The organism is Streptomyces cellostaticus (assembly GCF_023630175.1).
GTDB classification, from domain to species: Bacteria; Actinomycetota; Actinomycetes; order Streptomycetales; family Streptomycetaceae; genus Streptomyces; species Streptomyces cellostaticus_A.
In genome coordinates, this window is record NZ_JALLIN010000003.1 from 123,435 (window position 1) to 148,514 (window position 25,080).

Annotated in this window: 23 protein-coding genes; 11 read left to right on the forward strand and 12 right to left on the reverse strand. The window is 72.9% G+C overall.

The annotated features are described in order from the left end of the window. Positions 1-4 precede the first annotated feature (4 nt). On the reverse strand, positions 5-1,087 hold the full coding sequence (locus tag MXD57_RS02895) for a right-handed parallel beta-helix repeat-containing protein (RefSeq protein WP_250399655.1): 1,083 nt from the start codon (positions 1,085-1,087) through the stop codon (positions 5-7). Positions 1,088-1,376: 289 nt separating this feature from the next. Here MXD57_RS02895 and MXD57_RS02900 point away from each other — a divergent pair, with 289 nt between their 5' ends. Further along, entirely contained in the window at positions 1,377-2,030 is a 654-nt protein-coding gene (locus tag MXD57_RS02900) for a rhomboid-like protein (RefSeq protein WP_250399656.1), read from the forward strand. A gap of 10 nt (positions 2,031-2,040) precedes the next feature. Beyond that, a complete protein-coding gene (locus MXD57_RS02905; RefSeq protein WP_250399657.1) occupies positions 2,041-3,447 on the forward strand; it encodes an NAD(P)/FAD-dependent oxidoreductase in 1,407 nt (468 codons plus the stop codon). A 67-nt stretch (positions 3,448-3,514) separates the two neighbouring features. On the opposite strand, the gene MXD57_RS02910 is transcribed toward MXD57_RS02905, so the two are convergent. Further along, a complete protein-coding gene (locus MXD57_RS02910; protein WP_250399658.1) occupies positions 3,515-5,026 on the reverse strand; it encodes an MFS transporter in 1,512 nt (503 codons plus the stop codon). Positions 5,027-5,140: 114 nt separating this feature from the next. On the opposite strand from MXD57_RS02910, the gene MXD57_RS02915 reads away from it, so the two are divergent. Beyond that, positions 5,141-5,824 (forward strand): pentapeptide repeat-containing protein, encoded by a 684-nt coding sequence (locus MXD57_RS02915; RefSeq protein ID WP_250399659.1) that lies wholly within the window; start codon positions 5,141-5,143, stop codon positions 5,822-5,824. Between the two features lie 4 nt (positions 5,825-5,828). On the opposite strand, the gene MXD57_RS02920 is transcribed toward MXD57_RS02915, so the two are convergent. Next, a complete protein-coding gene (locus MXD57_RS02920; RefSeq protein ID WP_250399660.1) occupies positions 5,829-6,329 on the reverse strand; it encodes a hypothetical protein in 501 nt (166 codons plus the stop codon). A 71-nt stretch (positions 6,330-6,400) separates the two neighbouring features. Here MXD57_RS02920 and MXD57_RS02925 point away from each other — a divergent pair, with 71 nt between their 5' ends. Next, complete coding sequence (locus MXD57_RS02925) at positions 6,401-7,786, forward strand: M1 family metallopeptidase (RefSeq protein ID WP_250399661.1); 1,386 nt, start codon at positions 6,401-6,403, stop codon at positions 7,784-7,786. Between the two features lie 33 nt (positions 7,787-7,819). Here MXD57_RS02925 and MXD57_RS02930 read toward each other — a convergent pair whose 3' ends face one another. The 3 genes from MXD57_RS02930 to MXD57_RS02940 form a co-directional block, all read right to left on the reverse strand. Then, entirely contained in the window at positions 7,820-9,409 is a 1,590-nt protein-coding gene (locus MXD57_RS02930; protein WP_250399737.1) for a M4 family metallopeptidase, read from the reverse strand. A 234-nt stretch (positions 9,410-9,643) separates the two neighbouring features. After that, complete coding sequence (locus MXD57_RS02935; RefSeq protein ID WP_250399662.1) at positions 9,644-10,654, reverse strand: GNAT family N-acetyltransferase; 1,011 nt, start codon at positions 10,652-10,654, stop codon at positions 9,644-9,646. A gap of 115 nt (positions 10,655-10,769) precedes the next feature. Beyond that, on the reverse strand, positions 10,770-11,345 hold the full coding sequence (locus tag MXD57_RS02940) for a TerD family protein (protein ID WP_250399663.1): 576 nt from the start codon (positions 11,343-11,345) through the stop codon (positions 10,770-10,772). A gap of 172 nt (positions 11,346-11,517) precedes the next feature. On the opposite strand from MXD57_RS02940, the gene arfB reads away from it, so the two are divergent. Beyond that, positions 11,518-11,955 (forward strand): alternative ribosome rescue aminoacyl-tRNA hydrolase ArfB, encoded by a 438-nt coding sequence (arfB, locus tag MXD57_RS02945; RefSeq protein WP_250399664.1) that lies wholly within the window; start codon positions 11,518-11,520, stop codon positions 11,953-11,955. 302 nt (positions 11,956-12,257) lie between these two features. Here arfB and MXD57_RS02950 read toward each other — a convergent pair whose 3' ends face one another. Next, on the reverse strand, positions 12,258-13,346 hold the full coding sequence (locus MXD57_RS02950) for an RCC1 domain-containing protein (RefSeq protein ID WP_441350699.1): 1,089 nt from the start codon (positions 13,344-13,346) through the stop codon (positions 12,258-12,260). A gap of 147 nt (positions 13,347-13,493) precedes the next feature. Between MXD57_RS02950 and MXD57_RS31730 the strand changes: the two genes are divergently transcribed. Continuing rightward, positions 13,494-13,844, forward strand: coding sequence for a transposase (locus tag MXD57_RS31730; protein WP_308290644.1), 351 nt, complete (start codon positions 13,494-13,496; stop codon positions 13,842-13,844). Here the strand turns inward: MXD57_RS31730 and MXD57_RS02960 are convergent. Continuing rightward, the gene (locus tag MXD57_RS02960; protein WP_308290645.1) at positions 13,756-14,274 is read right to left on the reverse strand and encodes a flavin reductase family protein; all 519 of its coding nucleotides are present in this window, start codon (positions 14,272-14,274) and stop codon (positions 13,756-13,758) included. The genes MXD57_RS31730 and MXD57_RS02960 overlap by 89 nt on opposite strands. Before the next feature lie 397 nt (positions 14,275-14,671). Here MXD57_RS02960 and cdgB point away from each other — a divergent pair, with 397 nt between their 5' ends. After that, positions 14,672-16,330, forward strand: coding sequence for a diguanylate cyclase CdgB (gene cdgB, locus MXD57_RS02965; protein ID WP_250399668.1), 1,659 nt, complete (start codon positions 14,672-14,674; stop codon positions 16,328-16,330). A 118-nt stretch (positions 16,331-16,448) separates the two neighbouring features. Next, positions 16,449-17,366: a carbohydrate-binding protein gene (locus tag MXD57_RS02970; protein ID WP_250399669.1), complete on the forward strand. Its 918-nt coding sequence runs from the start codon at positions 16,449-16,451 to the stop codon at positions 17,364-17,366. 4 nt (positions 17,367-17,370) lie between these two features. Here MXD57_RS02970 and MXD57_RS02975 read toward each other — a convergent pair whose 3' ends face one another. From MXD57_RS02975 to MXD57_RS02985, 3 genes are all read right to left on the reverse strand, one after another. Then, complete coding sequence (locus tag MXD57_RS02975; RefSeq protein WP_250399670.1) at positions 17,371-18,300, reverse strand: 1-phosphofructokinase family hexose kinase; 930 nt, start codon at positions 18,298-18,300, stop codon at positions 17,371-17,373. A gap of 119 nt (positions 18,301-18,419) precedes the next feature. Next, positions 18,420-19,589, reverse strand: coding sequence for an N-acetylglucosamine-6-phosphate deacetylase (gene nagA, locus MXD57_RS02980; RefSeq protein ID WP_250399671.1), 1,170 nt, complete (start codon positions 19,587-19,589; stop codon positions 18,420-18,422). Continuing rightward, positions 19,589-20,542, reverse strand: a complete 954-nt coding sequence (locus MXD57_RS02985; RefSeq protein WP_250399672.1) for an ROK family protein — start codon at positions 20,540-20,542, stop codon at positions 19,589-19,591. Before MXD57_RS02985 ends, nagA begins: the two co-directional genes overlap by 1 nt. Before the next feature lie 73 nt (positions 20,543-20,615). Here MXD57_RS02985 and MXD57_RS02990 point away from each other — a divergent pair, with 73 nt between their 5' ends. From MXD57_RS02990 to otsB, 3 genes are all read left to right on the forward strand, one after another. Next, positions 20,616-21,920 carry an extracellular solute-binding protein gene (locus MXD57_RS02990; RefSeq protein WP_441350700.1) on the forward strand — a complete coding sequence of 435 codons (1,305 nt, stop codon included), beginning with the start codon at positions 20,616-20,618 and terminating at the stop codon, positions 21,918-21,920. Positions 21,921-22,419: 499 nt separating this feature from the next. Then, entirely contained in the window at positions 22,420-22,647 is a 228-nt protein-coding gene (locus MXD57_RS02995) for a DUF3263 domain-containing protein (RefSeq protein ID WP_250399674.1), read from the forward strand. 88 nt (positions 22,648-22,735) lie between these two features. Beyond that, entirely contained in the window at positions 22,736-23,578 is an 843-nt protein-coding gene (gene otsB, locus MXD57_RS03000; RefSeq protein ID WP_250399675.1) for a trehalose-phosphatase, read from the forward strand. A 79-nt stretch (positions 23,579-23,657) separates the two neighbouring features. Here the strand turns inward: otsB and MXD57_RS03005 are convergent, their stop codons facing one another. Continuing rightward, the gene (locus tag MXD57_RS03005; RefSeq protein WP_250399676.1) at positions 23,658-25,076 is read right to left on the reverse strand and encodes an alpha,alpha-trehalose-phosphate synthase (UDP-forming); all 1,419 of its coding nucleotides are present in this window, start codon (positions 25,074-25,076) and stop codon (positions 23,658-23,660) included. Between the last annotated feature and the right edge of the window lie 4 nt (positions 25,077-25,080).

Sequence of the window (25,080 nt, forward strand, 5' to 3'; positions counted from 1 at the left end):
GCGGTCAGCACAGGCCCGCGGGCTTCGAAGCCCGGCAGGAGTTGCGCTCGAAGGAGTTGGTCCTGCCGGTCTCGGTGCTCACCAGGTCGGCGGGGGAGTTCCCGGAGAGCACGTTGCGGTCGACCCGGTTGTCGGTGCCGGCCACGCCCACGAAGCTCTTGAACAGCACGATGCCGCCGGACAGCGGGGACTTGCCGGAGTTGCCGATGACCCAGTTGCGGGACACCCGGGTCTGCTCGGTACCGGTCAGGACGATGCCGGAGCCCTTGAGGGCGGGCAGCCGCTCGGTCTTCGGGCAGGACCTGTTGTTCGCGACGACCTGGTTGGCGGTGACGTCCAGGTGACCGGCCTTGGGCCTGTTCTCGTCACCGACCACGAACACCCCGGCGCAGTTGCCGGACACGTAGTTCCGGGCGACGGTCAGGTTCCGCAGCCGGCGCACGGTGACGCCGATCCGGTTGCCCTCCAGCCGGTTGTGCGACACCAGGGTCTGCTTGGCGTCGTAGGCGCCGGCCTCCTCCTGGATGGTGTTGGCGAGGAACACCCCCGCGTCACCGTTGCCGTGCGCGTAGTTGTCCCGCAGCAGGCTGCGCACCGACCGCTCCTCGGCGATGCCCCACACGCCGTTGTTCGCGGCGTTCACCCTGCGCACGGTCAGGCCGTCGGTCGCCATGCCGAACACACCGGTGCGGCTGAACCCGGTCACCTTCAGGTCGGCGACGGTGACGCCCTTGACGTCCTTGGTCTTGGTGCCCAGCACGCAGATGCCGTTGCCGCCCTCGGCGCAGCTCTTCGTGACCTTCTTGGCGGACTTCTTCACGGCCTTCTTGGCGGCGGGCTCGATGACCGTCCTGGAACCCACGCCCCGCAGGGTCACGCGGGGGGTGCGGATCGTCACGCTCCCGTGGTAGGTGCCGGCGAGCACGAGCACGGTGTCACCGGCCTTGGCGGCGTCGACCGCCTTCTGGATCGACTCGCCGGGGCGGACCACCAGGGTCGAGTGGGCGGCCACCGAGGGGGCCGCGCCCAGTGCGGTGCCGAGGAGGGCCGCGGTGCACGCGAGATAAGCGATGTGGCATCTCTTCATATTGCGTACGGTATGGCCGTTTTATCGTTGTATGGCCGGATAGGCCATCCGGCGGCGTGTCCGGAGCGGCGCGGACGGCGGACCGGAACCGGGGGGGCGCCGGACGGGGCCAGGGGGCCGCGGTGACCCGTTCGGCCCCGCCCGGCACCACCCGCGCGGCGGCCTGGCGAGGGTGCGTCCGGGCAGGCGGCGGGGCGTGCGGCGGCCGGGTCCGGCGCGGTGCCGGCGGCCGGACTCGCCAGGCGCCCCGCCACCCCGGGCGACCATACTGTCGCTTGTGAACCGGGTCATGCGCGCGCGGCGAGGGCTCCGGGCGGCCGCGGCCTATGTGCGCAGCGCCCCGGGTACCTACGTCTGGCTCACGGTCCTGTTCTTCACCACCGTCGCCCTGCACCACATGTCACCGGCGTTCGAGCAGGACTTCCTGCGCCAGCGCTCGACGAACATCCACGAGCTGTCGCAGAACCCCGTGCGGGTGCTGATCACCAGCGCGATGTGGATCGACAGCGGGCACTGGCTGCCGTACGCCGTGCTGTTCACCGTCTTCCACGCCCAGGCCGAGCGCTGGCTGGGCACCCTGCGCTGGCTCGCGGTGTGCGTCGCCGCGCACGTGCTCGCCACGCTGGTCAGCGAGCTGGCCCTGCTCCAGGCGATCCACGACGGCCACGCCCCGCCGTCCGCCGTCAACTCGCTGGACATCGGCGTGAGTTACTCGCTGGCCGGAGTGATGGCGGTGCTCACCTACCGGATCGCGGCGCCGTGGCGATACCTGTACCTCGCCGGCCTGCTCGCCTTCTACGCCGTGCCGCTGGTGGCGAGCCGGGCCTTCACCGACTTCGGCCACTTCCTGTCCGTTCTGGTCGGTCTCGCCTGCCGTCCCCTGGTCAGGAGCCGCGGAAAAGCACGAAATCCGAAGGAGACACTGGCCACTCCCAGGGGCTAACGTCCCGGCCATGAGCAGCTCGGCAACCAGTGTCGTCAATGGTGGGATCTCCTTCTGGTACGCGGACGACGGCCTCCCCGCGGTGCGGGAGCCGCTGTCCGGGGACGCCTCGGCGGACGTCGTCGTCGTGGGCGGCGGCTACACGGGTCTGTGGACCGCGTACTACCTGAAGAAGGCCGCCCCCTTCCTGCGGATCACCGTCCTGGAGCAGAAGTTCTGCGGATACGGCGCCTCCGGCCGCAACGGCGGCTGGCTCTACAACGGGATCGCGGGCCGCGACCGGTACGCCAGGCTGCACGGTCACGAGGCCGCCGTACGCCTGCAGCGGGCGATGAACGACACCGTGGCCGAGGTGGTCGCCGTCACCGAGGCGGAGGGCATCGACGCCGGTGTGCACAAGGGCGGGGTACTGGAAGTGGCGACCACCCCGGCCCAGTTGGCGCGGCTGCGGGCCTTCCACGAGCACGAGCTGTCGTTCGGCGAGAAGGACCGCGAGCTGTACGGGGCGCGGCAGACCGCCGAGCGGATCAGGGTGGCCGGCGCGGTGGGCTCGAGCTGGACCCCGCACGGCGCGCGGCTGCATCCGGTGAAGCTGGTCAAGGGGCTCGCGGCGGCCGCGGAGGCGCTGGGGGTGGTCATCCACGAGTCGACCCCGGTCACCGAGATCCGGCCCCAGCACGCCGTGACCCCGTACGGCACGGTCCGCGCGCCCTACGTGCTGCGCTGCACGGAGGGCTTCACCGCCTCGCTCGGCGGCCAGCGGCGGACCTGGCTGCCGATGAACTCCTCGATGATCGCCACCGAACCGCTCACCGACGAGCAGTGGGCGGCGGTCGGCTGGGACGGCCGGGAGGCGCTGGGCGACATGGCGCACGCCTACGTGTACGCGCAGCGCACCGCCGACGGCCGGATCGCCCTGGGCGGGCGCGGAGCGCCGTACCGCTTCGGCTCGCGGACCGACAACGACGGCCGCACCCGGGCCGAGACGGTCGAGGCCCTGCGGGAGGTCCTGACCCGCTTCTTCCCGGCCCTCGCGGGGGTGCGGATCGAGCACGCCTGGTCCGGTGTGCTCGGCGTCCCGCGCGACTGGTGCGCCACGGTCACCCTCGACCGGGCCACCGGGCTCGGCTGGGCGGGCGGCTACGTCGGTTCCGGCGTCGCCACCGCCAATCTGGCCGCCCGCACCCTGCGCGACCTCGTGCAGCGGGACTCCGGCCAGGCCGGCGGCACCGGGCTGACGGAGCTGCCCTGGGTGAACCACAGGGTCCGCAAATGGGAGCCGGAACCCTTCCGCTGGCTCGGCGTGCACGGCATGTACGCCACCTACCGCGCCGCCGACCGGCGCGAGCTGCTCCGCCCGGGTACCGGTTCCTCCCGGCTGGCGAGGGTGGCCGACCGGGTCGCGGGCCGGAACTGACCGGTGGGCCCGGGCCGGACGCGTCCGGCCCCGGCCCACCGGCGGCCGGCCGGCCGGGCCGGGCGGTTCACCCCACCGACTCCGGCACCGGTGTCCCGGCCGGTGCCCGGCCCGGGGCCCGGGCGGTCACCATCAGGCCCGCCACCAGGCCGGCCAGCAGCATCACGCCCGCCGCCCACCAGATCGCGACCGTGTAGCCGTGCACCACGCCCGCCGGGACGACCACGGCCCTGGAGGCCGGGCCGCGCAGGTGGGCGCTGACGTAGGCGGCGCCGCTGGTGGTGGCGATGGTGTTGAGCAGGGCCGTGCCGATCGAGCCGCCCACCTGCTGGGAGGTGTTGACGGTGGCCGAGGTGACGCCGGCGTCGCGCGGGGCCACACCGGCGGTGGCGGTGGCGAACACCGGCATGAAGGTCAGGCCCATGCCGAGGCCCAGGAGGATCAGCGCGGGCAGGATCTCGCCGGTGTAGGAGGAGCCGACGGTCATCCGGGTCAGGAGCAGCAGTCCGGTCGCGGCCAGCAGCATGCCGGGCACCATGAGCAGGCGCGGGGCCACCCGCTGCAGCAGCCGGGCCGAGATCTGGGTGGAGCCGATGATGATCGCGGCGGTCAGTGGCAGGAAGGCCAGGCCCGCCCGGACCGGCGACCAGCCGAGGATGACCTGCAGGTAGTAGGTCATGAACAGGAACAGCCCGAACATGCCGATCACCGCGAGCATCATGGTCAGGAAGCAGCCCGCGCGGTTGCGGTCCCGGACGATGTGCAGCGGGAGCAGCGGGCTCGGTGCCCGGGTCTGCCACCGGACGAACGCCGCGAGCAGCACCGCGCCGGACGCGAACAGGGCGATCACCAGCGGGTCGGTCCAGCCGCGCGGCTCGGCCTCGGCGAAGCCGTAGACGATCGCGACGAGCCCCCCGCAGCCGAGCAGCACGCCGGGCACGTCGAGCCGGGCCTCGCGGTGGCCCGGGTGGTCGTGCAGCAGGGCGAAGGCGCCGAGCACCGCGACGACGGCGATGGGCACGTTGACGTACAGGCACCAGCGCCAGTTCAGGTACTCGGTGAGCAGGCCGCCGACGATGAACCCGATGGCCGAACCGCTGCCGGCCAGGGCGCCGTAGATGCCGAAGGCCTTGCCGCGCTCGCGCGGGTCGGTGAACGTCGTGGTCAGCAGGCTCAGCGCGGACGGCGCGAGCAGGGCGGCGAAGACGCCCTGGAGGGCACGGGCCCCGAACAGCATGCCGGAACTGGTGGCCGCGCCGCCGAGCGCGGAGGCGGCCGCGAAGCCGATGAGCCCGACGACGAAGGTGCGCTTGCGGCCCACGAGGTCGGCGACCCGGCCGCCCAGCAGCAGGAGTCCGCCGAAGGCCAGTGTGTAGGCGGTGATCACCCACTGCCGGGCGGCGTCGGACATGTGCAGGTCGTGCTGTGCGGAGGGCAGCGCGATGTTCACGATCGTCGCGTCCAGGACCACCATGAGCTGCGCGAGGGCGATGACGACCAGGCCCCACCAGCGGTGGGGATCGGCCCGCCCGGTGCCGGGGGAGGCCGGCGGGGCCTCACCCTTTCGGCCGATATCCATCTGGTCAGAACATCATGAATCGGTGGATATTGCACCCGCGTGCTTCGGGATCCCCGGCACGGGACCTTCCCCCGGGCCGGCCCGGTTGTCAGTGGCACGGTGCAGCATGGGGGCATGGCGACGAGAGCGACGGGCGCGGACGGTGCACGGGTGAAGGCCGCGCGGCGGCCGGAGGTGCGGCTGCCGCCCCTGGAGCCCTGGAACGACGGCGGACTGGAGCCGGACGGCGACTACGACGGTCTCGAGTTCCGGGCGGCGGACCTGGCCGGGCAGGACGGCGCCGGCGCCCGCTTCATGGACTGCGCGCTGACGGACTGCGCGGTGGACGAGGCGGTGCTGCGCCGTGCCCGCGTGCTGGACTCGGTCCTGCGCGGCCTGCGGGGCGTCGGCACGGACCTCGCCGAGGCCACGTTCCGGGACGTGGAGCTGCTCGACCCCCGGCTCGGCGGCACGCAGTTGCACGGCGCCGTGCTGGAGCGGGTCGTGATCCGCGGCGGCAAGATCGACTTCCTCAACCTCCGCCGCTCCCGGCTCCGCGACGTGGTCTTCGACTCCTGCGTCCTGGTCGAGCCGGACTTCGCCGGGGCCCGGCTCGAGCGGGTGGAGTTCACCGGCTGCGCCCTGAAGGAGGCGGACTTCGGCGGCGCCACCCTGAACGACGTCGATCTTCGCGGGGCCGCCCCGCTGGAGATCGTCCGGGGTCTGGACCGGCTGGCGGGGGCGGTGATCAGCACGGGGCAGCTCCTGGACCTGGCTCCGGCGCTGGCGGGCGAGCTGGGGATCAGGGTGGCGGACTGAGCGCTCAGGCCAGGCGGGGGAAGCGGGCCTGGAGGGTCCAGATCGCCGGGTTCTCCGCCAGGTCCTCGTGCAGATCGCCCAGGTCGGCGATCAGATCGTGCAGGAAGTCGCGCGACTCCCGGCGCAGTTCCGAGTGGGAGAAGGACAGCGGGGCCTCCTCGGCCGGCATCCAGTCGGCCTCGATGTCCACCCAGCCGAAGCGGCGCTCGAAGAGCATCCGGTCGGTGGACTCGGTGAAGTCCAGTTCCGCGTGCTGCGGCCGGGAGGCGCGCGAGCCCATCGGGTCCCGGTCCAGCCGCTCCACGATGTCGCACAGCGCCCAGGCGAAGTCCAGCACCGGCACCCATCCCCAGGCCGTGGACAGCTCGCGGTCCGACTTCGTGTCCGCGAGATAGACGTCCCCGCAGAACAGGTCGTGCCGCAGCGCGCGGACGTCCGCGCGGCGGTAGTCGGTCTGCGGCGGGTCCGGGAAGCGGTTGGAGAGGGCGTAGCCGATGTCGAGCACGCAGGAGATGGTGTCACGCCCCGACCCGGCGCCCCCGCTCCGGTGCGCGCCGCCGCCGTAGGATCACTGACATGTCCAGATCCGTACGCCTTGTCCCGGCCCTCGCGGCCGTCCTCGCGCTCACCGGCACCGCGTGCGACGGCGGGGTCCGCGGTACCCCGGGCGGCCCGGGCGTGCACGACCCCTACTTCCCGCGAGCGGGCAACGGCGGCTACGACGTCACCCACTACGCCCTGACCCTGGACTACACCCCGGCCGGCCGCCGGCTCACCGGCCGGGCCGTGATCACCGCCCGCGCCACCCAGGACCTGACCGCCTTCGACCTCGACCTCGACGGGCTGGACGTCGGCTCGGTCACCGTCGAGGGCCGGGACGCGCGCTGGAACCGTGCCGGACAGGAACTCACCGTCCGCCCCCACGACGACCTCCGTGACGGCGAGACCTTCACCACCACCGTCCGCTACTCCGGCACCCCGCGGACCCTCACCGACCCCGACGGTTCCGAGGAGGGCTGGCTGGCCACCGCGGACGGCGCGCTCGGCCTCGGTGAGCCGGTCGGCTCGATGGCGTGGTTCCCCGGCAACCACCATCCCTCGGACAAGGCGACGTACGACATCACGGTCACCGTCCCGGACGGACTGCAGGCCGTCTCCAACGGGGAGCTGACCGGCCGGAGCAGCAAGGGCGGCCGGACGGCGTACACCTGGCACACCGCCCAGCCGATGGCGAGCTACGTGGCCACCGTCGCCGTCGGCCGCTACGACATCGGCCGCGGCACCGGGCCGCACGGCCTGCCCCTCCTCACCGCCGTCGATCCGGAGCAGGCGAAGGCGAGCGAGGACGTCCTGGCGAGGATCCCGGAGATCCTCGACTGGGAGGAGTCCAACTTCGGGCCGTACCCCTTCTCCTCCGCCGGGGCGGTCGTCGACCGCCCGGGAGACGTCCGGTACGCCCTGGAGACCCAGACCCGCCCCGTCTTCCCCGGCGCCCCCGACACCGGCACGCTCGTCCACGAACTCGCCCACCAGTGGTACGGCGACTCGGTCACCCCGAGAAGCTGGCGGGACATGTGGCTCAACGAGGGCTTCGCGACGTACGCCGAGTGGCTGTACCAGGAGGACCACGGCGGCAGGAGCGCCCAGCAGACCTTCACCGACCTGTACGACGGCGACGACGACGCCATCTGGGACTTCCCGCCGGCCAGGCCGTCCGGCGCCGCGCACATCTCCGGCAGCCCGGTCTACGAACGCGGCGCGATGGTGCTGCAGAAGATCCGGCAGAAGACCGGTGACGACACCTTCCACGACATCATCCAGGGCTGGGCGGCCGCGCACCGCCACGGAACCGCCGACACCGCCCAGTTCACCGCGTACGTGGAGCGGAAGGCCCCGGACAAGGACTTCGGCGGGATCTGGAGGGACTGGCTCTACGGGGACGGCAGGCCGGGCCGTCCGTGACGGACGGCCCGGCTCGCCGCGCAGCTCGCGGGGCTAGTTGACGTTGACCGCCTTCCACGCCGCCGCCACCGCGTTGTACTCCGCGCTGCCCGAGCCGTACAGGGCGGCCGCGGCCTGCAGGGTGCCGGTGCGGGCGCCCGCGTAGTCGGTGGTCGAGGTGAAGTACGTGCTCAGGGCCTTGTACCAGATCTGAATCGCCTTGTCCCGGCCGATGCCGGTGACGGTGGAGCCGTCGTACGTCGGGGAGTTGTAGGACACTCCGTTGATCGTCTTCGCGCCGCTGCCCTCGGACAGCAGGTAGAAGAAGTGGTTGGCGACACCGGACGAGTAGTGCACGTCGAGCCGGCGGAGGGACTTCGACCAGTAGTCGGCGGAACCGCCGTCCTTGCTGGGCTTGTCCATGTAGCGCAGCGGGGTGCCGTCGCCGTTGATGTCGATCTTCTCGCCGATGAGGTAGTCACCGGGGTCGGAGGAGTTGTTCGCGAAGAACTCCACCGCGGTGCCGAAGATGTCGCTGGTGGCCTCGTTCAGGCCGCCGGACTCGCCCCGGTAGTTGAGCTTCGCCGTGGCCGCGGTCAGACCGTGGCTCATCTCGTGACCGGCGACGTCGAGCGAGGTCAACGGGTCGGCGTTGCCGGAGCCGTCGCCGTAGGTCATGCAGAAGCAGCTGTCGTCCCAGAAGGCGTTGACGTAGGCGTTGCCGTAGTGGACGCGGGAGTAGGCGGCCTTGCCGTCGCCCGCGATGCCGTTGCGGTTGAAGGCGGACTTGTAGAAGTCCCAGGTGACGGCGGCGCCGTAGGCGGCGTCCACGGCCGCGGTCTGGCGGTTGGAGACGGACCCGTTGCCCCAGACGTCGTCGGCGTCGTGGAAGAGGGTGCCGGTGCCGCTGGTGCCGCCGTTGAGGTCGTAGGTCTTGTGACCGCCGCGGCCGCCGTCGATCAGGTCGTAGCCGCCGGACGCGGAGGCGGTGGTGCCGAGGGGGACCGTGCCGCTGTACTGGCTGGTGCCCGTTCCGGTCTCGATGGCCTCGTAGGAGTAGATCTTCTTGCCGGTCCGCGCGTCGGTGACGACGTGCAGCTCGCTCGGGGTGCCGTCGTGCTGGACGCCCTTGACGACGGACTCGTAGGCGAGGACCGGCTTGGCGCCGGCCGCCCACACCACCTTGCGGGAGGAGGCGGCGGTGGCCTTCGCGGTGTCCGCGGCCTTCAGGGCGGTCTTCCCGGCGCTCGTGGCGGAGACGGCGGCCGTGGTGGTCGGCACGGATATGCGGGCCTTGGCCGCCTTGCTGACGCCCTTGAGCGAGCCGTTCGCGGCGACGTGGGTGACCAGGTCGCCGCCGAGTACGGGAAGGCCCGCGTACGTCCGCTCGTAGCGGGTGTGGACGGTGCCGTTCGCGTCCTTGACCACGTCCCGGACGACCAGCTTCTCCTTGGCGCCCAGTCCGAGTTCGCGGGCCGCGGCACCGGCGTGCCGCTGGGCCGTCTCGATGGCGGCGGCCCGGGCCGGGGCGCTGAGCGGGACGGCCGTGGCGCCGGGGGTGTGCGTGGGGGCGGCGGTGGCGGAACCGTTCTGCAGCGCGAGGACGACCATCGCCGCCGAGCCGGCCAGTGCGACGGTGCGCATGGCGGTCCTGCGGGAGGCGCGGGGGTGCTGTGTCACTCGATCTCCTTATGGCTGGCCTCCGGTGGGGCCGGAGACTCAGTTGGGGCACGGGGGACGTACAAGCTGCGGCGGGTGCGGAGAGAGTGACACCTGTAAGGCCCTGTTTGACAGAGCGCCGACAAGACTTTACGTGTTCGTATCCGAATGCCGTGCCCCGCAGACCGTTATCCGGACGACCGAGAAGCCCTCAACTCCTCACTCTTCCAGCGCACTTGGGCCCTCGGATGTCACACCCGGGGCTCCGGCAGGCCCGCGGCGCCCTCCGCCCTCCCACTCGTCCAGCAGCCGGGCCAGCCCGGGCGGCCAGACCGGCTCCTGCTCCTCGGCCAGTTCCCGCCTGCCCCACCAGCGCCAGGTGAGGATGCCGTCGGCGGCGTGCGCGGCGGCGAGGTCCGGGCCGGCCGGCTCGCGACGCGGGCCGCGGGTGACGTAGACGTGCTCGTGCTGGTGGACGGGGACGCCGGTGTGCGTGAAGTCGTGTTCCCAGGTGCACAGCAGCGGTCCCGGCCGCAGGTCGCTCCAGCCGGTCTCCTCGGTCAGTTCCCGCAGGGCGCCCTCGCGCGGGGTCTCGCCCGGCTCCAGCCCGCCACCGGGCAGCGCCCAGTGGACGCCGACCTCGACGTTGTCGTACCGGAAGAGCAGCACCGCGCCGTCGGGGTCCACGACGGCGACCCGGGCCGCCCGCCGGGGTGTCCGCAGCACCTTGCGCAGCACGGTGCAGGGGCGGCCGAGGGCCCGGTCGGGGCGGTGGTCGACGACCTCGTAGCCGAGGGCGGTCCAGAAGGCCAGCGCCCCGGGGTTGTTGTCCAGGACGGCGAGGCGCACGGCCCGTCGGCCGGCGGCCCGGAAGCGCTCCTCGACCGCTGTGGCGACCCGGCGGCCGTGGCCCTTGCCCTGCTCGGCGGCGTCCACCATCAGCAGCCCGATCCACGGATCGGGGTCGGCCGGGTCGGGGTGGTGGGCCAGTGTGATCGCGATCGCGAACAGGCGCCCCTCGGACCGGGCCAGCAGCACCTCGGCGCCCGGCTGGACCAGCTCGTCCGCCAGCGCCGCCGCCACCTGCTCGCTCCGGACGCCGTCCGGGTCGGGGAAGTCGCCGCTGAGCGCGTGGAAGACGTGGTTGGAGGCGTAGAGCGCCGTCAGCTCGGTGAGCAGCGGGGCCGGGAGGTCATGATCGGCGGTGAGGGCGAGGGGTTGAAGGATCACGCGGGCAACGTATCGCGCGGGCCGCAGGCGCCCTGCCGGATGTCCGGGTGCCCGCCGGAAGGCGCGGGAGCCCCCGGCCCGGCGGCCGGGGGGATCCGCTCGAACGCGCGGTGCGTCAGACGTTCACGCCGAAGTCCTGGGCGATGCCCACCAGGCCCGAGGCGTAGCCCTGGCCCACCGCGCGGAACTTCCACTCCGCGCCGTTGCGGTACAGCTCGCCGAAGACCATGGCCGTCTCGGTGGCGGCGTCCTCGGAGAGGTCGTAGCGGGCGATCTCGGTGCCGCCGGCCTGGTTGACGATGCGGATGTAGGCGTTGCGGACCTGGCCGAAGTTCTGGCCGCGGTTCTCGGCGTCGTAGATGGAGACCGGGAAGACGATCTTGTCGACGTCGGCCGGGAGCGCGGCCAGGTTGACGTTGATCGCCTCGTCGTCGCCCGCGCCCTCGCCGGTGCGGTTGTCACCGGTGTGGACGATGGAGTTGTCCGGCGTCTGCTTGTTGTTGAAGAAGACGAAGTGGCCGTCCGAGTAGACCTTGCCCTGCGTGTTGACCGCGATGGCGGAGGCGTCCAGGTCGAAGTCCGTGCCGGTGGTGGTGCGGACGTCCCAGCCGAGCCCCACGGTGACGGCGGTCAGGCCCGGAGCCTCCTTGGTGAGCGAGACGTTGCCACCCTTGGACAGGCTTACAGCCATGATTCGGGAGTCCCTTCCCTAGTTGTTCGTGCGCGTCTGTGCCGACGAAGCTACCGTCACCGGGGAGAACGTCGAGGGGGGTCCCGGTGGTTCCGGGTCCCTTTACCTTTTTTACCCATGTGGCCGCCGCGGGGCGAAAACCGGGTGACGTGGGCCGGGCCGGACCGGGAACATGGAAGGCATGTCCGGTCCCCATGTCATCCGCGGTTCGGTCTCGCTGCCCGAGGCCGAGCTGATGTGGCGTTTCTCGAGGTCCTCCGGGCCGGGCGGGCAGCACGTCAACACCAGTGACTCGCAGGTCGAGCTGCGCTTCGACCTGGCGCGCACCGAGGCGCTGCCGCCGGTGTGGAAGGAGCGGGCGCTGAGCCGGCTGGCCGGGCGGCTGGTGGACGGCGTGGTCGTCGTACGGTCCTCCGAGCACCGCTCCCAGTGGCGCAACCGCGAGACCGCCGCCGTACGCCTCGCCGCCCTCCTGGCCGAGGCCACCGCGCCCCCGCCCAAGCCGCGCCGCCCCACCCGCGTCCCCCGCGGCATCAACGAGCGCCGGCTGCGTGAGAAGAAGCAGCACTCGCAGCGCAAACGCGGCCGCTCCGGGCGGGACTGGGGCTGAGGGTGGGAACCCATGCGGCCGGCGTGCGCCGGGCGGAGGGTGGCGATCCGGGCAGGGGCGCTCGCTGTTCCTCCTGCTCCAGGGCGGACTGCGGACTCCGGCACCCGCTTGGTCGGCATCTGCAACAGCTCGCCCTCACCGATCAGTTGCAGGCCCTCGCTCCGGGCTCGGTCGACCGGCATCGCGGCGAGCCGCTCGTCCGACGGGGCCGACGGCATCGCATCACCGGCCGGTCCTCCACGGACTCGTGCTCGATCGTCCCGCTCACTCGGCGTCTCTCCCTTGATCCGCGGATCCGTTGATCAGGCAGTCCCGTCGGGGCCGTCTCCCGCGGCGAGGCTGCGGGCGAGGCCCGCGGCGAGGTGGGTGTAGGCGGTCAGTCCGGTGGCGATGAGAGTCGGGGTGCTGCGGTTGGTGGTGGTGCCGTCACCGAGTTGCCCGAAATTGTTGTCGCCCCAGGTGTAGAGGCCGCTGCCGGTATGCGGGCCCGTGGTCCGGCGGCCATCTGTGGCTGCGAGGCTGTGGGAGCCGCCGGCGGCGATGGCGACCGCGTTGGTGAGGCCGGACACGGTCACGGGAGTGGTGCGGTTGGTGGTGGTGCCGTCGCCGAGCTGCCCGCTGTTGTTGAAACCCCAGGCCTTGACGGTGCCGTCCTTCAGCAGCGCCAGGTTGTAGGAGCCGCCGGCGGCGATGGCGACCGCGTTGGTGAGGCCGGACACGGTCACGGGAGTGGTGCGGTCGGTGGTGGTGCCGTCGCCGAGCTGCCCGAAGTCATTGCGCCCCCAGGCCTTGGCGGTGCCGTCCTTCAGCAGCGCCAGGCCGTGGGAGCCGCCGGCGGCGATGGCGACCGCGTTGGTGAGGCCGGACACGGTCACGGGAGTGGTGCGGTCGGTGGTGGTGCCGTCGCCGAGCTGCCCGAAGTCATTGCGCCCCCAGGCCTTGGCGGTGCCGTCCTTCAGCAGCGCCAGGCTGTGGGAGAGTCCGGCGGCGGCCTGGGTGGCGGTGGTGATGTCGGTGACGGTGCCGGGGGTCGAGTGGTCGACGGTCGTGCCGTCACCGACTTGCCCGTTGAAGTTGTGTCCCCAGGCTTTGACGGTGTGGTTGGGCAGGACGGCCAGGCCGTGGAGGGCCTGTGAGCCGGTGCCGAGGCCGGTGACAGCGGTGATCCCGGAAACCGTGACCGGAGTGTGCCTCTCGGTAGTGGTGCCGTCACCGAGTTGCCCGCCGTCGTTCAAGCCCCAGGACTCGACAGAGGGGACGCGTCCGTCAGGGCCTTCGGGATGGTCGCCCTGGCCAGCGTGGGCCGTGGCGGGGGCAAGGGCCAGAACGGCGGTCAGGACTCCGCCAAGCAGTGCGCCCCCGCGGCAGCGGAACGGACGCGGATCAGGCATGTGACTACCTCTCTCCTCCTGGGGTCCCCGGCACTCGGAACGCGACGGGCTCCTGCCGCTGGTCGCCAGGCCTTCCCGCTCTTCGACGCCGCCCCGGTCCGCCTCCGCTTGGTTCACCTGATCGGCACAGCCTCTTCATACGGCTGCGTGCGATCTCTCGATTCGGGGACGGTGGTGTGTGCGCAGTGGTCGTCGAACGAGCCGGTGATCGCGGCGTGGAAGGAGCGGCATCGCTCGGTCAGCGGCCACCAGGGCGCCTACGCCATGCGGGAGATCGTGGACTCGATCCTCTACCAGGGCCGGACGGGCTGCCCGTGGGCCTACCTCCCGCACATGGAGGTTCGCCCGTCCTGGGGCCGAGTTGAGGCGGGTGCGGGCCGTCCCGGGGTGCGGCGATCCGGGTCGGCCGTCAGCCCAACTGCCGGTAGCGGCCCCGGTAGTACATCAGTGGGCCGCCCTCCGTGTCCGGTGCCCGCGCGGTCAGTACCCGGCCGATGACCAGGGTGTGGTCGCCGGCCGTCACCCGCTGCTCGGTGCGGCACTCCAGGGTGGCCAGCGCGCCGCCCAGCAGGGGGGCGCCGGTGAGCTCCCCGCGTTCACGCGGCAGGTCCTGGAAGAGCAGCCGGTCGCTGATGCGGCCCTTCATGGCGAAGCGCCCGGCGATGTGGCGCTGGCCCTCGGTGAGCACCGAGACCGCCCACAGCGGCTGTTCGCCGAGCAGGTCGTCCATGCGCGAGCCCTCCCGCAGGCTGACCATCACCAGCGGAGGGTCCAGCGACACGGACATGAAGGCGGTCGCGGTCATGCCGACGTCCTCGCCGCCGGGCGCGTCCGGGTCGTCGGGGTCGAGCGGCGGCTCCTGCGCGGTCACCAGGACCACGCCCGCGCCCAGCCGGGACATGGCGGCCCGGAACTCGTCGTTGCTCACCCCCTCAGCATGCCCGGTGACTGCTGTGGCGGTGGGGGAGGAGGTGTTCAGCACGCCGTGAACGCTAATCTCCGCTCCGGGCGGTCCGCATCGGGCCCCGGGACCAGCCGGGACCTAGGACCGGGGGACCACGAAGTGACGGTTCGTGCATCATGTGCGCACGACGACAAAGCTTGCGTTCGGTAAACGCGCAGGGAAAATGCAGAAACTCCACTCAATTGTTCACGTTCCCCTGTGACTTGAGTCACAAGGGACAGATATTGTTGACCCTGTGTACCGAGTGGGCAGCGCGCTGTGATTCAGTGGCTGAAGACCACTGAGAGACGACGGGACGCACTGTAGGGAAGCGCCGAAGACAGCCCTTGATTCGCTGCGAGGTCTCGGGGGGAGGGCGAGCATGGAGACCGAGTCCGAGCCGTACGTCCGCCTTGCGTCCCTGCGGCAGCTGCACCAGGTCATGGCCGACATGAACACGGCGCGCAGCCTGGCGGACACACTGCAGACGGTCGCCGACGGCGCGGTCAGCGCTCTGGGCTACGAGCTGGCGTGCGTCAACCTCGTACGGCCCGACGGGGACCTCGTCATCGCCGCCTTCTCCGGAAACTCCGCCGCCGAGGCCCTGATCACCGGCCGGGTCGGCTCCCGCGAGTCCTGGGAGCGGCGGCTCGCCATGGGCGAGCAGTGGGGCGACCTCGTGTTCATACCCCACACCGAGGGCTGGGTGCTGGACGACGACGACGTCCCGCAGTGGTACACCGACGGTCCCGCCCCCCGCTTCGAGGACGAGTGGCACCCTTCCGACCGCCTCTTCGCCCCCATGTACACGCCCGGGGCGCAGGGCGGCGGCTCCTCCGGGGAACTGCTCGGCGTCATATCCGTCGACCGGCCGCGCAACGGCCGTCACCCCGGCGCCTGGGGCCGAGAGGCCCTGCAGATGTACGCCTTCCAGGCCGCCATCGCGATCAGCAACGCGCGCCTGCGTTCCAACATGCAGCGCGCCCTGGTCCGCCTGGAGCGCGAGCAGCAGGCGCTCAGGGCCAGCGAGGAGAGCTTCCGGCAGGCCTTCGAGTACGCGCCCTCCGGCATGGCGATCGCCGAGATGGGCGGCGACCAGCACGGCCGCATCCTGCGCACCAACGACGCCCTGTGCCGGCTGCTGGGCCGCCCCGCCTCCGCGATGCGCCGCTACTCCTTCTCCGACCTGGTCCACCCCGAGGACATCGGCACGCTGCTCCGGACGTCCGCCGAGGGCGGCCGGGCCGAGCTCCGCCTGGGCCGCCGTGACGGCAGCTACGTCTGGGTGAGCCTGCGCAACAGCGTCGTCGCCGACGCCGCCGACGGGCCCCGCTTCCTGCTGACCCACGTCGAGGACATCGAGGAGCGCAAGCGCCGCGAGCTGCAGCTCGCCCACCGGGCCTCCCACGACTCCCTCACCGGGCTGCCGAACTCCGCCGAGCTGCGTTCCCGGCTGTCCGCGCGCCTGTGCCACCGCCCGGCCCACGCCGGCGCCCTGGAGTCCCTGGACGCGGCCTACGGCCACCCCGCCTTCGACGCCCCGCCCGGGCACGGCTTCGACTTCGCGCAGGGCGCGGAGGCGTACGACGGCTACGACCACCACGTCCACACCGTCGCCCCCGAGGACGGCCGCGACGACGGCACCAAGGGGCTCGCGGTCCTCTTCTGCGACCTGGACGGCTTCAAGTCGATCAACGACAGGTTCGGCCACAACGCGGGCGACGCGGTGCTCATCGAGGTCGCCCGGCGGCTGACCCGCGGGGTGCGCGACGGCGACACGGTCGCCCGGCTCGGCGGCGACGAGTTCGTGATCCTCGCCGACGGCCTGGGCAAGGCCGACGCCCAGGACCTGGCCGTTCGTCTGCGCAACGAGATCATCCAGCCCATCCGCGCCGAGGGCCGGGCCGTCCGGGTGGGCGCGAGCTTCGGCATCGGCTGGGCGCACTGCGGCATGACGGCGGACGAAGTGTTGAAGTCCGCCGACGAACGGATGTACGTAGAGAAACGATCTCGTCCCAAACAGCATCGACGCGCCGGATGAATCGCAGGTCAGTGAGCTGATGCGATGCGAGTCACCCGTTTGGCCCAGACGAAGCGGGTAGGCTCGCCATTCCACATCCGTATCGCATTCACCCGCACCTGTTGAGGAGTACCAAGGGATGACGCCCGGCGACCGCGGCGCGAGCACGCCCGAGGACGACGACCCGTTCGGCTACCTGTACGCCGACGGCCAGGCCCGAGGAGCCCAGCCGCCGTCGGGCGGCTACGGCTACCCGAACTCGGTCAGCAGAGTGCGCACGGTCGGCGAGCGCCAGTACGCGCAGCCGCAGGCCACGGTCCCGCAGCAGGGCGCCTACGGTCAGTCGAACGCCCACTACCAGGCCCCGGAGACGCTGCCCGGCGGCGCTCCGGCGAGCCGGCAGCCCATGCCGCCCACCGGCGGCGGCGGCGGACGCCGCGGCCCGAACACCAAGGGCCTGCTGATCGGCGCGATCGCGGTGGTCGCCGCGGTCGTCATCGGCATCGGCGTGGCGATGATCAACGGCAACACGGACGACGACAAGTCCGGCAGCCAGGCGGACGCCTCCCCGGCCCAGTCCCAGGCCGAGAAGCCCAGCTCGTCCACCAGCGCCTCGGCGCCGGCCGGTGAACTGCCGAAGACGGACGCCGCCGCCCTCCAGCTCGCCGGCAACGCCACCAAGGCCTCGGACGTCAAGGGCGCCCAGGCGGCGGGCGGCACCTATGTGGGTGGTCTGAACAGCGTCGGGTCCTCGGTCACCTGGACGTTCGACAACGTTCCCGAGCAGGGGGCCTACACCCTCTTCGCGCACTTCAGCGTGGTCGACGACCAGGCGATGACGGTCACCGTCAACGGCAAGCCGTTCGGCAGCAAGCTGCCGCTGAAGAACTACACGCACACCAACGACGGCGACTTCTCCAAGGGCTGGACCACGACCTTCGTGTGGCCCACCCTCGACAAGGGCCACAACACGGTCTCCGTCTCCTGCCAGCCCGGCGACAAGTGCGACGCCCTGCTGGACCAGTTCTGGATCAAGAAGGGCCAGGTCAAGAGCTGACCGCTCACGCCGCGCTGGCCACCCCGGTCACCGCGACCCGGGTCAGCAGCTCCTCGTAGGTCCCGGGGTCGAACTCGCCGGCGCCCGGTGCCCGGACCGTTGCCGCCGACAGGGCCGCGGCGCGTGCCAGACGGGCCGGCCAGGGGAGTCGTTCCACGAGGCCCGAGAGCAGGGCCGCCACCGCAGAGTCGCCGGCGCCGGTCGGGTTGCCGTGGACGCGCGCCGGTGGGGCGGCGTGCCAGCGGCCCTCGGGGGTGGCCGCGAGCAGGCCCTCCGGGCCCAGTGACGCGACCACCGCGTGGGCGCCGCGCCGGCGGGCGTCCTGGGTGGCGCGCGACGGCTCGTGGGAGCCGGTGAGTTCGGCCAGTTCGTCGGCGTTCGGCTTGATGATGTCGGGGCGGGCCGCCACCCCCCGGCGCAGCGGCTCCCCACCGGAGTCCAGCAGCACGGGGACACCGTGGGCCCGGGCCGCGCGGATCAGCCCCGCGTACGCGCCCACCGGCACGCCCGGCGGGAGGCTGCCGGACAGCGCCACCGCCGAGGCGCCGCCGAGCAGTTGCGCGTACCGGTCCTGGAAGGCGCTCCACTCGGCCGGGGCTATCTGCGGGCCCGGCTCGTTGAACTGGGTGGTGTCGCCGGTCCGTTCGTCCACGACGGCGACCGTGCGCCGGGTGGCCCCGCCGATCGGCACCAGCGCGTCCGTCACCCCGGGTACGTCCGCGAGGTGGTCGCGCAGCACCCGGCCGGTGGTGCCGCCCGCGAAGCCGGTGGCGGTCGCCTCGTGGCCGAGGGCGGCCAGGACCCGGGCCACGTTCACGCCCTTGCCGCCCGGCCGTTCGAGGACCTGGGTGACCCGGTGCGAGGCGTGCGGCCGCAGCGACCGTACGCGGTAGGTGATGTCGAGAGCGGTGTTCAACGTGACCGTGAGGATCACCAGGTCCGACCTCCCTCGAAGTCCGTCGCGCCATCGGTTTGCGGGGACCCGATCATGCCAAAGAGACGGCGGCCGGCCCAGGGCGCGGGTCGGTCACCGTCTCCCGGTGCGGGAATGGATCAGGGCAGTTGGGGCGTGACGACCCATTCCCCCTGGCGCAGCACGCCCTTGAGGTCGAAGTCCGCGTCCAGCAGCACCAGGTCGGCGTCCTTCCCGGGCTCCAGGGAGCCGATGCGGCCGGACAGGCCCAGCAGCCGGGCCGGGTTCACGGACAGCGCGGTGACGGCGTCCCGTACCGTCAGCCCGTCGACCGTCACCGCCCGCTTGAACGCGCGGTCCAGGGTCAGGGTGGAGCCGGCGATGGAACCGCCGTGCACCAGCCGGGCCACGCCCTCGCTGACCTCGACCTCCAGCGGCCCGAGCAGGTAGCGGCCGTCGCCGCTGCCGGCCGCGTCCATCGCGTCCGTGATGAACGCGACCCGGTCGGCGCCCGCGTGACGGAACGCCAGCTCCAGCGCGGCGGGGTGCAGATGGGTGCCGTCGTTGATCAGCTCGACGGTGACCCGCTCGTCCTCCAGCAGGGCGGCGACCGGGCCGGGGGACCGGTGGCCCAGCACGGGCATGGCGTTGAAGAGGTGGGTGGCGACGGTGGCGCCCGCGTCGACGGCCGCGACGGTCTGCTCGTAGGTGGCGTCCGTGTGCCCGACCGCCGCGATGACCCCGTGCTCGGCGAGCAGCCGCACCGAGTCGATGCCGCCCGGCAGTTCCGTCGCGAGCGTGACCATCCTCGCCCGGCCGCGCCCCGCGTCGATCAGCTTGCGCACCTCGGCCGGATCAGGGTCGCGCAGCAGTTCCTCGGAGTGCGCGCCCTTGCGGCAGGGCGAGATGAAGGGCCCCTCGAAGTGGATGCCCGCGATGTCCCCCTGCTCCGCCAGCTCGCTCAGCAGCCCGGCCTGCCGGACCAGCAGGTCCATCTCGTCGGTGACGGTGGAGGCGACCAGCGTGGTGGTGCCGTGCCGCCGGTGGGTGCGGACGGCGGTGAGGATCTCCTCGGCCGAGCCGGCGAAGGACGCCCCGCCGCCGCCGTGGTTGTGGATGTCCACGAACCCCGGGACCAGCCAGTGGCCGCTGACGTCGACCACCTCGGCGCCGGCCGGGGCCGCGGTGCCCCCGGTGTCCGGCGCACCGGCCGCGGTGATCCTCGTGCCCTCCACGACCACGCGCCCGTCGTCCACCACCCCGGTGGGCAGCACCACCCGAGCACCTGTGAGAACCAAGCTGGGAGCCATCAGGCGGTTACCTCCGAGGGGTCGGTCGTGGGGCCGGTGGAGTCGAGGAGATCCCGGGCGAGAAGTCCCGCGCCCAGGCAGCCGGCGGTGTCGCCGAGGGCGGCGGGGACGATGGACGGCAGTTTCTGGAAGGTGACCCGGCGCCGGACGGCGTCCCGCAGCGGCTGGAACAACACTTCCCCCGCCTCGGCCAGGCCGCCACCGATGATCAGCCTGCGCGGGTCCAGCAGGGTGAGCGCGGTGACGAGCCCGTCGGCGAGCGCGTCCACCGCCTCCTGCCACACCCGGGCGGCGTTCGGGTCACCGGACGCGACGGCCTTGGCGCAGTCGGCCGCGTCCGCCTCCGGGTCCCCGCAGGCCGCGGCCCATGCCTCGCTGACGGCGGACGCGGAGGCGTACCGCTCCAGGCAGCCGTGCTGCCCGCAGGGGCACGGGGTGCCGCCGGGCCGCACGACGATGTGCCCGACCTCGCCGGCGAAGCCGTGCGCGCCCGCCTCCACCCGGCCGTCCACGCCGATGGCGCCCGCGATCCCGGTGCCCAGCGGTACGAAGAGGAACCGGTCGGCACCCCTGCCCGCGCCGATCCGTCCCTCGGCGAGCCCGCCGGTGCGCACGTCGTGGCCGAGCGCCACCGGGACGCCCAGGCGCTCGGCGAGCAGGGTGCGCAGCGGGACGTCGCGCCAGCCGAGGTTGGCGGCGTACACGGCGATGCCGCGCTCGTCGTCGACGATGCCGGGGACCGCGACACCGGCCGCCGAGGCCGGCTCGCCGCAGGCCGCGACGCCGTACGCGCGCAGTTCCGCGGCGAAGCCGAGGAGCGTCTCGACCACCGCGTCCGGTCCGCGCTCACGTCCCGTCGCCCGGCGGGCACGGTGCAGCAGCTCGCCGTCGTCTCCGACGAGGGCGGCCTTCATCCCGGTACCGCCGACGTCCAGGGCGATGACATGTCTCACGGGGGACAGTGTGGCCCCCTGACCCACAAGAGGTCTAGTCCACTCGCGTGGTGTAGACCTTATGCGTCCGCAAATGGAACGGTCAGACAGCAGGGTTGGGGCTTTGAGGGTGCGTCGGCGTACGGCAGAAATGATCGCGGTGGTGTCCGCACTGGGCATGACGGCGGTTCTCGGCGGCTGCGGGAGCACGGACTCCGACGTGACCCTCAGACTCGTCGCGGCCGACTACGGCGACTCGGCGGCGAACGGCTCCAAGAAGTACTGGGACGAGCTGGCCCAGGAGTACGAGGCCCAGCACGGGGTGAAGGTCGAGGTCAGCGTCTACTCCTGGAACGACGTCGACCGCGAGGTCAAGGAGATGGTCGACGCCGGGAACGCCCCGGACCTGGCCCAGATCGGCGCCTACGCCGACTACGCGGCCGACGGAAAGCTGTACCAGGCCTCCGACCTGCTCTCCATCCGCACCCAGGCCGACTTCCTCGCCGCGCTCTCCGACGCCGGCCAGTGGAAGCACGTGCAGTACGGCATCCCGTTCGCGGCCTCCACCCGGGTGCTCTTCTACAACAAGACCCTGTTCAGCCAGGCCGGCATCACCCCGCCCACCACCTGGGACGAGCTGGCGGCCGACGCCGGCGCGCTCAAGGACAAGGGCGTGAAGTACCCCTACGCGCTGCCGCTCGGCCCCGAGGAGGCGCAGGCCGAGACCATGCAGTGGCTCCTGGGCGGCGGCGACGGCTACACCGACGACATCGGCACCTACAGCATCGACTCCGCGAAGAACATAGAGACCTTCACCTGGCTCCGCGACGACCTGGTCGGCAAGGGCCTGACCGGCCCGGTCGCCCCCGGCAAGCTCAACCGCGCGGACGCCTTCGCGGCCTTCGCCGACGGCCAGGTGGGCATGCTCAACGGCCACCCCACACTGATCCAGCAGGCCGCCAGGAAGGGCGTGAAGTTCGGCACGGTCCCGATGCCGGGCCGCACCGGCCGGGCCAAGGCCTCCATGGGCGTCGCCGACTGGATGATGGGCTTCCGGCAGAACGGGCACGCCCGGGAGATCGGCGACTTCCTCGACTTCGTCTACGAGCGGAAGAACGTCCTCGCCTTCTCCCGCGAGTACGGGCTGCTGCCGGTCACCGACTCCGCGTCCAGAGCCATGTCCGACTCGGACGCGGCCGGCGACCGGGCCCTGCGCCCCTTCCTCGACGAGCTCCCGCTCTCCGAGCTCTACCCGGTCGGCAAGACCTCGTGGGCCTCCGTCAGCGCGTCCGTGAAGAAGAACATCGGCCAGGCCGTCACCTCCGGCGGCAGCCCCGCCGACGTGCTGGCCCGGCTGCAGTCGATGGCGTCGGCCGCGGACAGCGCCGACGTGAACTAGTGCTGTGACCGGAAGGGTCTGCCGGAAGGCTCGCGGCGTCCGGTGCGGTGCAGCGCAAGGCGGAGCGTCGTCCGCGTACCGGATGTACTCGGGTGATGCGACGACGCGGCGCGGTGCCGTGCCGGACGCCGCGAGCCGGTGGACCCTTCCGGTCGCAGCACCAGCCAGTGCCGCGTCGGCCGGGGCCCGCCCCGTCGCGATGCCCGGCGGGCACTCCCGCCGCACCGGCCGAGAGCCCGGGTACGCCCGGTACGAGGGCTTCCGGCCGGCACGTCGGGAGCACCCGGCGGACCCCGCTCCTCGGCGGGCAGAGCCTGGCTGACGCGGCACGGGTGCCGCGGACCGCGCCGGCGCGAAGCGGCAGGCTCGGGCCCGTCCGGCGGACCGGGCGGGCGCCGGGGCCGGTGGCACGCCGGCCCCGGTGGGCCCCGCGTCTGCGGTGTGCTCCGCCGGACAGGCCCCGGGCCGGCTGTCGGTGCCCGGCGCTACGGTTGCCTCCATGGAGGAACTGGGCAGCCGCGAACGGGCCATCCTGGCGCTGGAGCGCCGGGGCTTCGCCGGCCCCGGCGCGAAGGAACGGGCCATCCGAGAGGAACTGGGCCTCGCCCCGGTGCGCTACTACCAGCTCCTCAACGCCCTCCTGGACGACGCCCGGGCGCTCGCCGCGGACCCGGTCACGGTCAACCGCCTGCGCAGGGTGCGGGAGGCCCGCCGAGCCGAGCGCTGAGGCGCGCCGCGCCGAGCGCCGAGGCCCGGCGCGGGCCGGGCGGAACGCTCCAGGAGTGACCCTGGCCCGCGCCGGATACTGTCCCTGTATGGACCTCCTGCCGACCCCGGCGACCCAGGCCGGCCGCGACGGACTGCGCACGCTGCTGGCCAAGCCCCGCGCGGCGGTGATCGGGCTCGACTTCGACGGCACCCTCGCCCCGATCGTCGCCGACCCCGAACGGGCCCGCGCCCATCCCGACGCCGTTCCCGCGCTCGCCGGACTCGCCCCCGAGGTGGCCTCCGTCGCCGTGGTCACCGGCCGGCCCGCCGAGGTCGCGGTGCGGTACGGGGGCTTCGCGGACGTGCCCGGCCTGGAACACCTCACCGTCCTCGGCCACTACGGCGCCGAGCGCTGGGACGCCGCGACCGGCGAGGTCACGGCGCCCCCGCCGCATCCCGGTGTCGCCGCGGTCCGCGCCGAACTGCCCGGACTGCTGGAGCGCGCCGGTGCCGGGCACGGCACCTGGACCGAGGACAAGGGCCGGGCCGTCGCCGTGCACACCCGCCGCGCGGACGACCCCCTGGCCGCCTTCGAGGCCCTGCGCGGGCCCCTGACGGAACTCGCCGCCCGGCACGGGCTGATCGTCGAACCCGGCCGCCTGGTCCTGGAACTGCGCCCGCCCGGCATGGACAAGGGCGTCGCCCTCCTCGACCACGCCCGCCGCACCGCCGCCGGGTCCGTCCTCTACGCGGGCGACGACCTGGGCGACCTGCCCGCCTTCGCGGCCGTCGGGGAACTGCGCGCCGCGGGCGTCCCCGGCCTGCTGGTCTGCAGCGGCAGCACCGAGGTCACGGCGCTGGCCGAACGGGCGGACCTGGTGGTCGACGGCCCGGAGGGCGTCGTCGCGCTTCTGCGGGCGCTGGCGGCGCGGCTCGGGGCACTCCCGTAGTCCCTCCCGCAGCCCCTGCCGGGGCACGGCCCCGGGCCGTGCCCCGGTCCGCCGGGGGAGGCCCCGCCGCGCCGCGGCCTCAGCCGGTCAGCGCGCCGAGCTGATCCAGGAACCACTGCGCCGGCGGCAGCGCGGTGGCGGCGGCGGCCAGCCGCTTGGAGCGCTCCGCGCGCTCGTCCAGGGGCAGGCTCAGCGCCGTGTGCAGCGCGTCCGCCGTCCCCACCACGTCGTAGGGGTTGACCACGATCGCGTCCTCGCCCAGCTCCTCGTACGCCCCGGCCTCCCGTGACAGCACCAGCGCGCACCCCTCGTCGGAGACGACCGGCACCTCCTTGGCGACCAGGTTCATGCCGTCCCGGATCGGGTTGACCAGGGCCACGTCGGCGAGCCGGTAGGCGGCCAGGGAGCGGGCGAAGTCGTCCTTGACGTGCAGCACCACGGGCGTCCAGCCGGGCGTCCCGAAACGGGAGTTGATCTCTTCGGCTACCCGCCGCACCTCGGCCGTGTAGTCGCGGTAGACGGCGAGGTCCTGCCGCGAGGGGTAGGCGAACGCCAGGTGCACCACCCGCTCGCGCCACTCGGGGCGGTCCTCCAGGAGCTGCCGGTAGGCCAGCAGGCCGCGCACGATGTTCTTGGACAGCTCGGTGCGGTCCACCCGGACGACGGTCCGGCGCCCCTCGCCGATCTCCGCGCGCAGGGCCGCCATCCGCTCGTCCACGTCCGGCCGGTGCGCCCGCTCGCGCAGGAAGTCCGCGTCCGCGCCGAGCCCGTGCACCCCGATCCGGGTCCCGGACGGGATGCCGGGGCCGAGCACCGCGTGGCAGCAGTCCGTGAACGCGTCCGCCCAGCGCCTGGTCAGGAACGCCGCCCGGTCCGCGCCGAGGATGCCGGTCAGCAGCTCGGCGGCGATGTCGTCGGGCAGCAGCCGGAAGTAGTCCGGCGGGGCCCAGGGGGTGTGCGAGAAGTGGCCGATGCGCAGGTCGGGACGGAGCTGCCGGAGCATCCGGGGCGCGAGGGCCAGGTGGTAGTCCTGGACGAGCACCGCGGCCCCCTCGGCCGCCTCCTGCGCCAGCGCCTCGGCGAACGCCCGGTTGTACGCCTGGTACGAGGCCCACTGGCGGCGGAATCCGGCGTCGAGGACCGGCTCCAGCGGGGTCTGGTACAGCATGTGGTGGACGAACCAGAGCACCGAGTTGGCGATGCCGTTGTAGGCGTCGGCGAACACGCTCGCGTCGATGTCGAGCATCCGCACCCGCTGCCCGCCGGTGTCCTCGGCCGGCAGCGGACCGCCGCCCGCCCGCCGCGCCGCCTCCCGGTCGCCGTCGCCGAGCGCGGCGCAGACCCACACCGCGTCGGTGTCCGGCCCGATGGCCGACAGCCCCGAGACCAGCCCGCCCCCGCCCCGTCTGGCGCTCAGCGAGCCGTCCTCGAGCACCTCGTACGAAACCGGACCGCGGTTGGACGCGACCAGCACCTCAGCACCCTGCGTGGAAGCCATGATT